Consider the following 13,858-nt stretch of genomic DNA (forward strand, 5'->3'; position numbering starts at 1 on the left):
GTGCGCGCCGCCCTCGTGGCGCCCGGCCGGGGCGTGGCGCAGCACCCACCCGCGCCCCGAACGGTCGGCCACGCGATAGGTCAGCATGCTGTACCCACCGGAGATGCGCTCGGCGGTGAACGGCGGATCGGCCTCGGGCAGCCCACGGGCCAACCAGTCCCGGACGGCCGGCGGCACCCCCTCGGCGAGCGGCGCGGTCACGATTGCGGCTGCGGCGGGGTTGCGCCGGTCATGCCGACGGGCCGGCCGTCGACGAGCTGGTCGAGCATCTCGACGATGCCCAGCCCGCGCCGCCCGTCGCTGGACACGAACTCGTAGGCGGAGTACCCGATCCGCGTGACCAGCTCGGTGCCGTCCGCGGCGGTGCGCCGGTGCCGCAGCGGCGCGAAGCGCTCCGGTGCGCGGGCGGTGCCGGTCAGCGCGACCGGGCCGGTGGGGGTCACGATCTCGGACACGGCCCTGCGGCAGAAGCCGTCGGCGGTCCACTCGATCGACTGGTCGGTCAGCTCGGCCGGCGACGTGATGCCGCCGTCGACCACGGCCGCGCGGCGGGTGCGCCCGCCGTCGCGGCGGGCGACGTCGAGGGTCATGACGGCCGAGCCGTCCTCGAAGGCGGCGACGATCCAGCGGTACGACACCGGGCCGGCCCAGTCGCGCGGCCCCCACGAGTGGTCCCGCAGGCCGCCGCCGCTGACCGCGAGCCGCCGCCCGTCGAGCTCGAGGTCGCCCTCGACGTGGATGAACTGCTCGTAGTGGCCGATGGCCATGGTGTCCTCGAGGATGTTCGCCGGGTGGTCGCCGTTGGTGCCGAATGACGCGCCGTGGCCGGTGACCGACAGCCGGATCCGCGCCGTGCGCTTCGGGGCGGCGCGGAACGCCTCGCCGGGCGAGGCGAGCAGCTTGGGTTCGCTGAAGGACGAGAGCTCCCCGTCGTACCGCAGCTGCTGCCGCCGGTGCGGTTCGACGATCTCGAACGCCAGGCCGCCGACGGCGAGCCGGTCGGCGGTCAGCTCGGTGGTGCGCTGGTGGGTGAACAGCGTCTCGCCGCCGGGGAGGAAGACCAGCACGCTGGCCTGGCCGGCGGGCTGGTTGGCCTGCATCGCCACCCGCACCCAGCCGACGACGCCGGCGTCGGGGCACAGGAAGTTGTAGTAGGTGCTCTCGTTGTAGGCCGGTCGGTCGTCGGGAACGTGCCGATACTCGTGCGCGGGCGCGATCGTCTCGGCGAACATCGACATGGCGTCTCCTCGTGACGGTTAACCAACCGTATGGTTGATAACGTAGTTGCGGGTCCGGCCGCGCGTCAAGCACCGGCCGGTTCGGCCGCCGGGCGCGGTATGGCGACGGCCAGCGCGGTGGCGAGCGCCATCGCGACGGCGAGGAGCACGAACCCCGCCGTGTAGCCGGACCCGAGCGGCGCGCCCGAGGCGTCCAGCCGCGCCGTGACGACGGTGGCCATGACGGCGGTCCCCACCGAGCCGCCGATGTTGCGGGCGTTGAGGTTGACCGCGCCGGCCACGGCGGACTGCGACGGCGGCGCCGAGACCACCACGAGCGTGGCGAGGGAGGCCAGCGCCACGCCGAGCGCGACGCCGTAGACCCCGAGCGTGGTCACCAGCTGCCACGTGGCCGCGTACCCCCACGCGACGACGGCGAGGCAGCCGGCGATGACCACGCTCGAGGAGACCACGACCCGCCGCGAGCCGGTCCGCCGCACGAGCCGAGCGGCGACCAGGCCGCCGACGAAGACCGCGCTGGCCAGCGGCAGCATCAGCAGACCGGACTCGGTGACGGTGGCACCGACGCCGTAGCCGGTCGACGAGGGCGCCTGCAGCAGCTGCGGTACGAACGCGTAGACGGCGAACATCGCGAAGCCGAGCAGGAACGAGACCGCGTTGCCCGACCGGACGGCCGGGATCCGCATCATCCTCAGGTCGATGAGCGGATGCCGGGCGCGCGACTCGAGCCGCAGCCAGCCGGCGGCGAGCGCCGCCGCGACGGCGTAGAGACCGAGCGTGCGCCCGCTGGCCCAGCCCCAGCGGGAGGCGTCGGTGGTGGCCAGCACGAAGGTGGCCAGGGCGCCGGCCAGGAACGGTGCCGGCGCCCAGGAGATCGGCTCGGCCCGCCCGGCCGAGGGGCGCACGACGAGGACGGCCGCGACGGCGGTGGCCGCGATCATCAGCATCGGCAGGAGGAACAGCCACCGGTAGCCCAGCGCGTCGACGATCGGCCCGGCCAGCACCAGCCCGGCGCTCGCGCCGATCCCGCTGATCGCCGCCAGGATGCCGATCGCCGAGGGCACCCGCTCCTCCGGGAACTCGTCGCGCACGATGCCGAAGGCCAGCGGCATCACCGCGCCGCCGGCGCCCTGCAGCACCCGCGCCGCCGTCATGAGGCCGATGTCGGGCGCGACCGCGGCGCCGAGCGAGCCCACGGCCAGCATGGCGAGCGCGGTCACCAGCATCGGCTTCTTGCCGACCGCGTCGCCGAGCCGGCCGAGGACCGGGGTGGCGATCGCGGCCGACAGCAGGTACCCGCTGACCACCCACGTGACGCTGCGGGCGTCGGTGTCCAGCGCGCGCCGGATCTCCGGCAGCACCGGGATCACCATCGCCTGCAGCAGCGCGAACGCCGTGGTGGCGACGACGAGCACGCCGAACGTCGCGGCCGGGCGCGAGGGGAGGTACCGCATGGGCGTCTCCTGCGGAGGCGGTCGAGCGGTCCGGGCGCCCCAGCGGCGGGGCACCCGGACCCGGACGGTTGGATCGCGGTTGGATCGCGGTTGGATCGCGGCGGGATCAGCCGGCCGGCGGGACGCTGAGCCCCTTCTCGACCGGGCCGTACTTGGTGAAGACGAAGTCGCCCGGGGCGAACGTCGGGAAGTGGTTGTCGGCGGAGAACGTCACCGGGCTGACGTAGAGCGGCATGTCCGCCGGCTTGGCGCCCTCCAGGGCCTTCGCCATCTTCTTGGCGTCGAGGCTGCCGGCGAGGTTGGCGGCCGCGGCGGCCAGGATGACGTCGTGGTAGGCGACGAGGTACGTGTTGATCGGGAACGGCAGCTTGCCGCCGGACTTGGCCAGCACCGCGTCGTAGAACTTCTTGAACGCCGCGCTCTCGGTCTGCGGGGTGCCCTTGACGCTCGTGGCCAGCTGCTGGAACAGCATGCCGTCGTAGGTGTTCGCCGGGGCGAGGTCGGCGAGGTTGTTGGCGGAGTACGTCTGCGCGGCGATCGTCGGCAGGGTGACGGCGAGCTTGGCGCGGGCCTTGGCCATGGCGCCGGCGGCGGGGCTGTAGCCGGCGAAGATCAGGGCGTCGGGGTTCGGGGCGAGGACCTGCTGGAGCTGGGGTGTGGCGTCGATCGAGTCCGGCGGGACGCGGGCGAAGGTGACGGCGATGGCGGCGGCCTTGAAGGCGGGGCCGGCAACCGCCTCGAACGCCTGGCCCGAGGCGTCGTCGATGTCGAGGATGCCGACGCTCTTGTACCCGCTCTCCTTCGCCTTGCTGACCAGGCTGCCGACGTAGTCGGGGATGGTGTGGGCGTTGCCGAACTCCAGCGGGTACTTCTTCGGGTCGTTGAAGGTCGCCGACGTGAAGTGCTGGGAGGTGAAGATGCCGGCCTGGGCGAGGATCGGGATGCCGGCCGGGATCTCCGAGGCGACGCCGGGGATGACGGCGTGCGGCTTGCCCCCGCTCAGCAGCTCCTGCAGCTTCGCCGCCGACTGGTCGGCGCTGCCGGCGTTGTCGATGTAGTTGATTTTGAGGGGCTGGCCGAGCACGCCGCCGTTGTCGTTGACGACCTGGACGGCGGCGTCCATGCCCTGCTGCATGGCCCCGCCGACGACGGCGAGCGGGCCGCTGAGCGCGACCAGCGCGTCGATCTTCATCGGTCCGCCGCCGGACCCGTTGCCCGAGCCGGAGCCGTCCCCGGCGTCGTCGCCGCAGGCGGCGACCACCAGTAACGACACCGCCAGCGCTGCCGCGACCGCGGCCCGCCGAGTTCTCATGGTGCTCACTCCACTTCTCATTGTTCAATTGATTTAAACGATTGGTGAGACGGAAGCCAGCGGCCTCGGAGGGAGGATGCTGACGCGGTACTGCGTGATGGGCGGGGTGCCCCACCGGAAGGTGCCCTACTGGAAGGTGCCTACTGGAAGGTGAAGGACGGGGCGCGGCGCTCCCGGAACGCCGCTCGTGCCTCGGCGCTGTCGGTCGTCCGCGCGCTGAGCACCTGTTGCCGGTTCTCGAGCTCGATCGCCGCGTCGAGCGACGGCAGCTCCAGGCCCAGCCACATGCCCTGCTTGGTCAGCTCCAGCGCCATCGGCGCCGCGCCGAGCAGGGCGTCGATCGTCGTGTCCACCGTGGAGTCCAGCGCGCCGGGCTCGACGACGCCGGCCAGCAGCCCGATGCGCAGCGCCTCGGCGGCGTCGAACCGGCGCCCGGTGAGCATCAGCTCGTGGGCCCGGCCGGCGCCGACCAGCCGCGGCAGCAGCCAGCTGGTGCCGAGGTCGCAGCCGCTGGCGCCGATGCGGATGAACGCGGTCGTGAAGACCGCGGTCGACGCGGCGAAGCGGATGTCCGCCGCGCACGCCAGCGCCAGGCCGAAGCCGGCGGCGGGTCCGTTGACGGCGGCGACGACCGGCTTCGGCAAACGGTGCACCCGCTGGATCAGCGTCGCGACGAGGCGCTGGAAGGCCAGGTCGCGGTACACCTGGCCCATCTGCGCCGTGCCAGGAGCGTCGCCGTAGCCGTCGAGGTCCAGGCCGGCGCTGAAGCCCCGCCCGGCGCCGGTGACCACGACGACCCGGCAGCGCGGGTCGCGCTCCGCCGCGCCGAGCGCGTCGTGCAGGCCCTGGGCGAGCTCGGCGTTGACCGCGTTGAGCTTCTCCGGCCGGTGCAGCTCGATGCGGTACACGCCGGGCCGGGGCCACGACACCTCGACGGCGCTCACGGGCGCACCGCCGCGAACGGGAAGTTGCCGGCCTGGGTGCCCCACTCGTGCACGACGTCGCCGGTCAGCCGGGTGGCCCGCCCCCACCGGTACAGTTCGGCGTCGATCCGGCCCACCTGCCGGCAGTAGTAGGCGCCCTCGTTGCCGTCGAGCTCGAACTGGTCGCTGACCCGGCCGTCTGTGAGCCGGGCGAAGAACTCCAGCTCGCCCTGGGCGGCCTTGAGCGTGACCACCTCCGGCCGGGGCAGCCCGGTGCCGGGCTCGATGCGGAACCGCTCGACCGACGAGGCGAACGCGAACGTGCTCAGGACCGGCTCACCCTCCCGATACAGCACGAACGGCGTGAAGTGCCGGAATCCGAGCTGTTCGGACGCCGCGGAGTCGGTCCACAGTCCCGTGTAGTCGCCGCAGGTGAAGTGTCCCCAGGTCCAGACCGACTGGGCGGACCGCGCCTGCTCCCGGCCGGCCAGCGGCAGCGACGACAGCTGCTTTTCGGTGTGGACCCGGCCGCGCACCGGCACGCGGTCGCCGTCGAGGGCGATCCAGCCGGAGACGTCGGCCCGCGGCGCGACCGGCCACCAGCCGACCGCGGTGCCCGACTCGGGGCGGTGGTGGGTGAAGCCGGGGGAGGCGGTGGTGAACTTGACCCCGGCGCAGACGACCGTCGCCGCCAGCTCCAGTTGTACCCGGCCGACGTCCAGGCTGAGGGTGAACGCGGCCGGGTCGCCACGCTCGGATAGCCCACCGACCAGTTGGTTGTTATCGCCCCACCGGCCGCCGAACGGGTACGGCTCGAACTCGTCCGGCGCGAAGCCGGCGTGCAGCTCCAGGAACGGGTGCCCGGGGCGCAGCAGGTTGACGGTGACGGCCGGGCGGCCGCCGTCGAACGGGCGCGAACGGTACAGGCCGATGCCGACCTGCCATCCGTTGTCCAGTGCGGCGTCGAGCCACCACAGCTCGACGTACTCGGGGTCGCCGGCGCCCAGCTCGGTGCGCCAGGCCAACTCGGCCGCGGTGATCGGTCGGAACGCTCGGACGGCACGCATCGGATCGCCTCGATTCGCATCGGCTACGGCCAGGGGTCGGCCCGGCCCCGGTTCGTTCGGGCCGGTCGACGTCGGTGTGCGGTTGCTGTTGTCGTTCGAGCGTCACTCTGTTGTACTGGTCCCCATGTAGTCAACCCATCGGTCGGTTAAGAGAGGGTCGAGTGAACTTCAGCGAGTCGAGTGAGCACCTTGCCCTCCGCGGTGCGGTGAGCGAGATCGGGGCCAAGTACGGCCACGAGTACTTCGCCCGGTGCGCGGCGGAGGGGCGGTTCACCCACGAGCTCTGGTCGACGATCTTCGACAACGGGTTCGGCGGCGTGAACCTGCCGGAGGAGTACGGCGGCGGCGGTGGCGGCATCCAGGAGATGGCGATCGTCATCGAGGAGCTCGCCGCACAGGGCTGCCCGCTGCTGTTCCTGATCGTCGCCGGCATGTGCGGACCGATCATCCACGAGTTCGGCTCCGCGGCGCAGCGGGAGCGGTGGCTGCCGGGGCTGGCCGCCGGCCGGACGAAGATGGCCTTCGCGATCACCGAGTCCGGCGCCGGGTCCAACGCCCCGAACCTCGCCACCACCGCCGCCCCCGCCGGCGACGGCTGGGTCATCAAGGGCGCCAAGCAGTACATCACCGGCATGGACGTGGCCGACGCCGTGCTCGTCGTGACGCGCACCGGCACCGACCCGCGCGGCCGGGGCCTGCTGACCCTGTTCGTCGTGGACACCGACACCCCCGGGCTGGAGTTCCGGCCGATCCCGATGGAGATCAAGGCGCCGGACCGCCAGTTCGCGGTGTTCTTCGACGACGTCGTCGTCCCGGCCGACCGGTTGGTCGGTGAGGTTGCGGACCAGGGGCTGCGGCAGATCTTCTCCGGCCTCAACCCGGAACGGATCAACGTCGCGGCCCAGGCGACCGGGCTCGGGCGGTACTTCCTGGACAAGGCGGTCGCCTACGCCAAGGACCGGGCGGTGTGGGGCGTGCCGATCGGCTCCCACCAGGGCGTCGCCCATCCTCTCGCCGAGGTGAAGATCGAGCTGGAGCTCGCCCGGCTGATGACCGCCCGGGCGGCGTGGCAGTTCGACAACGGCGAGGCCGGCGTGGGCGAGGCGGCGGCGGTGGCGAAACTGGCCGCGGCCGACGCGGTGCAGCACGCCTTCGACCAGACCGTCCAGGTGCACGGCGGCAACGCGTTCGCCACCGAGTACGGCATCGGCGACCTGTGGGGGCTGACGCGGCTCATGCGGTCGGCGCCGGTGAGCCGGGAGATGGTGCTCAACTACGTCGCGCAGCACTCGCTCGGCCTGCCGCGCTCGTACTGAACCGTCCGGCGCCGCGGTGGACGGTACGGAGCCGTCTCTTCTTTCACGTAAATCATTTAGTAGGGGCTGTCGTGACGATTGTCTGGGCTGGGCTGTCGGTCGGCGCTGTCTATGCGCTCACCGCCATCGGCTACAACATCACGATGACGTTCGGCGGCGTGTTCAACTTCGCCCACGGCGCGTTCGTCATCCTCAGTGCGTTCTTCTCCTGGTACGTCATGGTCGACCTCGGCTGGCCGTGGTGGTCGGCGGCGCTGCTCGGCGCGGTCCTCGGTGCGCTGCTCGGCGGTCTCGAGGAACTCGTCGCGGTACGCCCGGTGCTGCGCCGCACCGACACCCGCGCGCTGCTGGTGACCACCGTCGGCGCGTTCGTCGTCATCGAGGGCGTGCTCGCCGCGACGTGGGGCGCCACGCCCAAGTCGGTCGGCTTCTTCGCCGGCGAGGACGCCTTCACCTTCCTCGGCGGGCGGATGGCGCCGGTCGACGTGTGGCTGGTCGTGGTCGCCGTCGCGGCCGGGGCCGGCCTGCACCTGTTCTCCCGGCGCAGCCTGTGGGGCCTCGCCGCCCGCGGCGCCACCAGCGACCCGGACGCCGCCAAGGCCCGGGGCATCAACGTCGGCGCGTTGCGGGCCGGCGGGTTCGCGCTCGCCGGCGCGCTCGCCGGGCTGCTCGGCCCGCTCGTCACCCCGAAGACCGGCGCCAGCGTCGGGATCGCGGTCAGCATGACCATCTTCGGCTTCGTCGCCCTCGCGGTCGGCGGCTTCGGCAGCTTCGCCGGGTGCGTCGTCGGCGGCCTGCTCATCGGGCTGATCCAGGCCTACGGCAGCCGGTACCTCGGGGTCGAGTACCCGCCGCTGCTGCTGTTCGTCGTGCTGCTCGCGGTGCTGCTGCTGAGACCCACCGGCCTGTTCGGCAAGCACGGCATGCGGGCGGTGTGACGATGACCGCCCGGCTGCGCACCCTGCTGACCGACACCCCGCTGCTCGTCATCGCCGGCTTCGTCATCGTGGCGGCCCTGCCGTCGCTCGGGCTGGGCTTCTACTGGCAGCGGCAGGTCATGCTCATCGCCGTCTACACGCTACTGTGCAGCGGGCTCAACCTCAGCTTCGGCTACGCCGGCGAGCTGGCGCTGGGCCAGGTGGCCGTGTTCGCGTCCGGCGCCTACGTCGCCGCGATCCTGTTCAACCACGGCCACACCGACATCCTCCTGGCGTTCCTCGTCGCGACCGCGCTCGCCGGCGTCGCCGGGCTGATCTCGGGGATACCCGGGCTGCGGCTGAGCCACTGGTCGCTGGCCCTGGTGTCGTTCTTCTTCGTGCTGCTCATTCCGAGCCTGGTGTCCATCCTGGACGAGTACACCGGTGGCAGCGCCGGCCTGCCGGGCGTGCTCGGCCCGACGCTGTTCGGCCGGCCCCTGTTCGGCCGGGACTTCTACCTCGTCGCGATCGCCGCCACCCTGCTGTGGATGCTGGTCCTGCGCAACATGGTGGTCTCCCGCTTCGGCACCTTCCTGCGGGTGATGGCGGAGAGCCCGACGCTGGCGGAGTCGCTGGGCGGCTCGGTGCACCTGCTGCAGATCCAGGCGTACGTCATCGGGGCGCTGCCCGCCGGCATCGCGGGCGTGCTGTTCACCTACATGACGGGATTCATCAGCCCGACGACGTTCACCCTGAGCCTGCTCATCGCGGTGCTCGCCGCCACCGTGCTCGGCGGCGCGGACAGCGTCTGGGGCGCGCCGGTCGGTGCGGCGATCCTGGTGCTGGGCCCGTTGCAGGCGGCGTCCTTCCAGAAGTACTCCAGCGCGGTGTACGGCATCTTCCTCGTGTTCGTCGGCGTGGTGTTCTCGATGGGGCTGGCCGGCCTCGCCCGCATCGTCCGCCGCCGGCTGCTCCTGCGCCGCCTGGCGCGCGCCGGTGGCACCGAGGCAGCCGGCGAGCTCGGCGAGCTGTCGATCCCGGGCGAGCGGCTGGAGGTCGCCGGGGTCGCGAAGGCGTTCGCCGGCCTCAAGGCGCTCAACGGCGTCGACCTGACCGTGGAACCGGGCACCATCACGGCGATCATCGGGGCCAACGGGGCGGGCAAGACCACGCTGCTGAACCTCATCTCGGGCGTGCTGCGCGCCGACGCCGGGACGGTGACCCTCGCCGGCCGGCCGATCACCGGGCTGCGCGCCCATCAGGTCAGCCGCCTCGGCGTCGGCCGGACGTTCCAGACCCCGCTGATCCCGCCCCGGATGACCGTGCTCGAAGTGGTCGAGTCGGGCCGCCTGCGCTCCGGCGCGGTCGGTCTGCTGCCGGCCATCCTCCGCCTGCCGCGGTACTACCGGGTGCGCCGGGAGGACCGCGCGGCCGCGCTCGTCGCGCTGTCGTTCGCGGGGCTGGAGCAACTGGCCCACCATCCGGCCGGTTCGCTGCCGCTGGGCACCCGGCGGCTGCTGGAGGTCGTGCGCGCGGTCGCGGGCAAGCCGCACGTGCTGCTGCTGGACGAGCCGGCCGCCGGGCTGGACGACGAGGGACTGCGGGAGCTGGAGATGCTGATGCGCCGTACCAGGGAGGCCGGCGGCACCGTGGTGCTCGTCGAGCACAACGTGCCGTTCGTCATGAGCGTCGCCGACCGGGTGCACGCGATGGAGCTCGGCCGGGTCATCGCCTCCGGGCCGCCCGACGTGGTCCGCCGCGACCAGCGGGTCATCGACAGCTACCTCGGCCGGCGCGGCCGGACGGAGCCCGACGCCGCACCGCGCGCCGGCGTCCCGTCCGAGTCGGGGGTGGCCTGATGACGGCCACCACGGCAACCGGACCGCTGCTGGACGTCACCGGCGTCCGCGTGGCCTACGGCGACCTCGTCGCCGTCTGGGAGGTCTCGCTGCAGCTGCGCGCCGGCAGCATCACCGCCCTCGTCGGGCGCAACGGCGCCGGCAAGACGACGCTCGTCAACGGCCTGTGCGGACTGCTGCCGGTGAAGGCCGGCACGGTCGTGCTGGACGGCCGGGACGTCACCGCGCTGCCGGCGTGGTCGCGGGTGGCGCGCGGGCTGACGGTCGTGCAGGAGGGCAAGCGGGTCTTCCGCGAGCTCACTGTCCGGGACAACCTGGTGCTCGGCCTGCGCGGCGGCGGGGTGAAGCGCGCCGCCCGCGAGGGCGAGCTGGCGATGCTCTACGAGCGGTTCCCGATCCTCGGCGAGTGCCGCCGGCAGCGGGCCGCGGACCTCTCCGGTGGCCAGCAGCAGATGCTGGCGATCGCCACCGCGCTGGCCACGAAGCCGCGGGTGCTGCTGGTCGACGAGCCGTCGTCCGGGCTGGCCCCGGTCTTCGTGGACCTGGTGTTCGAGGCGCTGAGCGCGCTGCGCGACGAGGGCCTGGCGATCCTGCTCGTCGAGCAGCTGGTCGACGAGGTGCTCGGCGGCATCGCCGACGAGGTGATCGTGCTGGAGCGCGGGCGGGTCGCGCTGCGGGACCGGGCCGCCAACCTGGCGGTCGAGGACGTCGCGGCGAGCATCTACTCGTCGCTGTAGGACGGGGGAGTACACCATGCTGCAGGAACGCGGCCCGGGGCCGCCGGGGCCGCCGCGGCTCAACCCGCCGAGCGTGGCGGAGGCCGTCGCGGCACGGCTGCGGACCCGGATCCTCGACGGCGACCTGGTCGACGGATCCGAGCTGCCGCCGGAGGCGGCGCTGCTGGCCCAGTTCCCGGTCAGCCGGCCGAGCCTGCGGGAGGCGTTCCGCATCCTGGAGACCGAGGGCCTGCTCACCGTCCGGCGCGGCAAGCGCGGCGGGACGGTCATCCGGCACCCGACGCCGGACTCGGCCGCGTACCACGTCGGGCTGCTGCTGCACGCCCGGCACATCTCGGTCGAGGACCTGGCGGCCGCCCGCAACCTCGTCGAGCCGCTCGCCGCGGAGCAGGCCGCCCGCCGCGGCGACCACCGCGCGATCGGCCAGCGGCTCGCCGTGCTCACCACCGAGGCCGGGTCCTGTGTGGACGATGCGCTGGCCTTCACCCCGCTGGCCGCCCGGTTCCATCACGAGCTGGTGCAGGCGGCCGGGGTACAGACGCTGCAGTTGCTCGTCGGGGTCATCGAGAGCATCTGGGACACCCAGGAGCTCACGTGGGCCCGGTCGGCGGTGGCGGAGGGCCAGTACCCGGACGAGGGCCGGCGGCGCGAGGTCCTGCGCGCGCATCTGCGCATCGCCGCGGCGGTGGGTGCGGGCGACGACGGCGAGGCGACCCGGCTGACCCGCGAGCACCTGCGGGTCACGTCGCGGTACGTCTCGGAAGCCGGCGGCTCGGTCCGGGTGCTCGACGAGTACGGCAGCCGCCGCCTGCCGCCGGCCGTTTCGTGACGAACCCCTGGGAGGTCAGGTTATGGAGGACGAGATCCGGGCACTGCGCCGGGAGCTACAGGAGCTGCGCGACCACGAGGAGATCCGTCAGCTCCTCTACCGGTACGCCCGCGGCGTGGACCGCGCCGACCTGGAGCTGATCCAGTCGGTGTACGCCGAGGGCGGCACCGACCGGCACGGGCCCTTCGACGGTTCGGGCGCCGAGTTCGCGAAGGTCGTCGTCGACGGCGCCAGGAAGGTCTGGGACCACGTCGGCAACCACCACATCACCAACACGTTCGTCGAGCTCGACGGCGACCGGGCCCGGGCCGAGGTGTACTTCCTGGCCTTCCATCCGCACGCCGACAACGGCCGGCCCGAGCTCGGCATCATCTCCGGCCGCTACCTCGACGTGCTGGAGCGCCGCGACGGGCGGTGGGGCATCGTGCGGCGGGTCGTGGTGTCGGACTGGACCCGCAACGACTTCGCCGGACCGGAGTGGGAGCGCACGACCGAGCGGGCCGGCTACGTCGGCGGCCGGCGCGGCGACACGGACCAGTCGTACGAGTTCTTCGCATAGGGGCGAGAGGTACGTCATGAGTGCAGCAGAGTTCGACTGGAGCCTGGCCACCGTCTGGGAGACCATCGCGGAGGAGCTGCCGGACGCCCCGGCACAGATCCAGGGTGAGCGCACCTTCACGTGGGCCGACTTCGAGCGGCGGGCCAACGGCGTCGCGCGCACGCTGCTGGACGGCCCGGCGAGCCGGGACGACCGGGTCGCGCAGTACCTGCGCAACAGCCCGGAGTACCTCGAGGTCTCGCACGCCGCGTTCAAGATCGGCATTCCGGCGATCAACTCGAACTACCGGTACCGCGACGAGGAACTGCGGTACCTGTGGGAGGACGCCGACGTCACCACGGTCGTCTTCCACGGCTCGTTCACCGCGACCGTGGGCGCCCTGCGCGACCGGGTGCCCCGGGTGCGACAGTGGATCCACGTCGACGACGGCACCCAGCCGTGCCCCGAGTGGGCGATCCCCTACGAGCAGGCCGCGGCGGCGTCGGCCGAGCGGGTCCGCGCGCCGTGGGGCCGCGGCGGCGACGACCTGTTCCTGCTCTACACCGGCGGCACGACCGGCATGCCCAAGGGCGTGATGTGGCGCGCCGCCGACATGCTGCGGCAGGTCAACGACGTGTCCACCGTCCACTACACGCTCGAGGACGGCGCCGGGGGTGTCCGGCGCGACCTGCGGGGACCCGGGCAGGCGCACATCTCCGGCAGCCCGTACATGCACGGCACCGGGTACTTCGGCGCGACGATGGCGATGCACGGCGGCGGCTGCGTCGTGTCGCTGACCGCGCCCGGCTTCGACGCGGCCGAACTGCTCGACAGCATCGACCGCTACCGCGTCGCCAGCCTCGCGATCAGCGGCGAGGTCTTCGCCAAGCGCATCGTCGACGCCCTCGCCGCGCAACCGGGGCGCTGGGACAGCTCCACGATCCGCAACGTCCTGACGTCCGGCGGCATGCTGGGCGAGCAGAGCAAGCGGGCCCTGCTGGAGCACTGGCCGGCCGCGGCGATTCTCGACGGCTTCTCGTCGTCGGAGGGCTTCGGCATGGGCTGGTCGCTGGCGACGAAGGACAACATCCCCGAGACCGGCCGCTTCGCGCCCGGCCCGAACGTCTGGGTGCTCGACGAGCACGAGCAGCCGGTCGAGCCCGGCTCCGGCGTGATCGGCAAGCTCGTCGTGCGCAACCGCCTGCCGATGGGCTACTACAAGGACCCCGACAAGACGGCGCGGACCTTCCGCGAGATCAACGGCGTGCGGACGTCGGTGCCCGGCGACCACGGCATCATCCACCCCGACGGCACGATCCAGCTCATGGGCCGCGACTCGCTGTGCATCACCTCCGGCGGCGAGAAGATCTTCACCGAGGAGGTCGAGGGCGTCATCCTCGACCACGAGGCGGTGACCGACGTCCTCGTCGTCGGCGTGCCCGACCCGCAGTGGGGCCAGTCGGTGGCCGCCGTCGTCAGCGTCGAGGCGGGCACCGCGCCCACGGCGGCCGAGCTGATCGGCCACGTCAAGGCGCGGCTCGCCGGCTACAAGGCGCCCAAGCGCGTCGTGTTCGTCGACAGCGTGCCCCGTTCCCCGAACGGCAAGGCCGACTACCCGGCCGCCCGCGCACTGGCGGAGGCGCAGCGGCAGCCGGTCGCCTGAGCCGG

Annotated in this window: 13 protein-coding genes; 7 read left to right on the forward strand and 6 right to left on the reverse strand. The window is 72.8% G+C overall.

Going from position 1 to position 13,858, the window contains the following annotated elements:
* From ABZS66_RS26200 to ABZS66_RS26225, 6 genes are all read right to left on the reverse strand, one after another.
* A partial coding sequence (locus ABZS66_RS26200; RefSeq protein WP_354761969.1) for a hypothetical protein occupies window positions 1–201 on the reverse strand: 201 nt, incomplete at its 3' end.
* On the reverse strand, window positions 198–1,238 hold the full coding sequence (locus ABZS66_RS26205; RefSeq protein WP_354761971.1) for a hypothetical protein: 1,041 nt from the start codon (window positions 1,236–1,238) through the stop codon (window positions 198–200). The genes ABZS66_RS26200 and ABZS66_RS26205, both read right to left, overlap by 4 nt.
* A 65-nt stretch (window positions 1,239–1,303) precedes the next feature.
* A complete protein-coding gene (locus ABZS66_RS26210) occupies window positions 1,304–2,692 on the reverse strand; it encodes an MFS transporter (RefSeq protein WP_354761973.1) in 1,389 nt (462 codons plus the stop codon).
* Between the two features lie 106 nt (window positions 2,693–2,798).
* Complete coding sequence (locus ABZS66_RS26215; RefSeq protein WP_354761975.1) at window positions 2,799–4,004, reverse strand: ABC transporter substrate-binding protein; 1,206 nt, start codon at window positions 4,002–4,004, stop codon at window positions 2,799–2,801.
* Window positions 4,005–4,144: 140 nt separating this feature from the next.
* On the reverse strand, window positions 4,145–4,948 hold the full coding sequence (locus tag ABZS66_RS26220) for an enoyl-CoA hydratase-related protein (RefSeq protein ID WP_354761977.1): 804 nt from the start codon (window positions 4,946–4,948) through the stop codon (window positions 4,145–4,147).
* Complete coding sequence (locus ABZS66_RS26225) at window positions 4,945–5,994, reverse strand: hypothetical protein (RefSeq protein WP_354761979.1); 1,050 nt, start codon at window positions 5,992–5,994, stop codon at window positions 4,945–4,947. Before ABZS66_RS26225 ends, ABZS66_RS26220 begins: the two co-directional genes overlap by 4 nt.
* Before the next feature lie 161 nt (window positions 5,995–6,155).
* Here ABZS66_RS26225 and ABZS66_RS26230 point away from each other — a divergent pair, with 161 nt between their 5' ends.
* From ABZS66_RS26230 to ABZS66_RS26260, 7 genes are all read left to right on the forward strand, one after another.
* The gene (locus ABZS66_RS26230; protein WP_354761981.1) at window positions 6,156–7,310 is read left to right on the forward strand and encodes an acyl-CoA dehydrogenase family protein; all 1,155 of its coding nucleotides are present in this window, start codon (window positions 6,156–6,158) and stop codon (window positions 7,308–7,310) included.
* Between the two features lie 71 nt (window positions 7,311–7,381).
* Window positions 7,382–8,248: a branched-chain amino acid ABC transporter permease gene (locus tag ABZS66_RS26235; protein ID WP_354761983.1), complete on the forward strand. Its 867-nt coding sequence runs from the start codon at window positions 7,382–7,384 to the stop codon at window positions 8,246–8,248.
* A gap of 2 nt (window positions 8,249–8,250) precedes the next feature.
* Window positions 8,251–10,086: a branched-chain amino acid ABC transporter ATP-binding protein/permease gene (locus tag ABZS66_RS26240; protein WP_354761985.1), complete on the forward strand. Its 1,836-nt coding sequence runs from the start codon at window positions 8,251–8,253 to the stop codon at window positions 10,084–10,086.
* Entirely contained in the window at window positions 10,086–10,823 is a 738-nt protein-coding gene (locus tag ABZS66_RS26245) for an ABC transporter ATP-binding protein (RefSeq protein ID WP_354761987.1), read from the forward strand. Before ABZS66_RS26240 ends, ABZS66_RS26245 begins: the two co-directional genes overlap by 1 nt.
* 16 nt (window positions 10,824–10,839) lie before the next feature.
* Window positions 10,840–11,652: a GntR family transcriptional regulator gene (locus ABZS66_RS26250; RefSeq protein WP_354761989.1), complete on the forward strand. Its 813-nt coding sequence runs from the start codon at window positions 10,840–10,842 to the stop codon at window positions 11,650–11,652.
* 22 nt (window positions 11,653–11,674) lie between these two features.
* A complete protein-coding gene (locus ABZS66_RS26255) occupies window positions 11,675–12,211 on the forward strand; it encodes a nuclear transport factor 2 family protein (protein WP_354761991.1) in 537 nt (178 codons plus the stop codon).
* Window positions 12,212–12,227: 16 nt separating this feature from the next.
* On the forward strand, window positions 12,228–13,853 hold the full coding sequence (locus tag ABZS66_RS26260) for an AMP-binding protein (protein ID WP_354761993.1): 1,626 nt from the start codon (window positions 12,228–12,230) through the stop codon (window positions 13,851–13,853).
* Window positions 13,854–13,858 lie beyond the last annotated feature (5 nt).

This window comes from Dactylosporangium sp. NPDC005572 (assembly GCF_040605515.1).
Lineage (GTDB): Bacteria > Actinomycetota > Actinomycetes > Mycobacteriales > Micromonosporaceae > Dactylosporangium.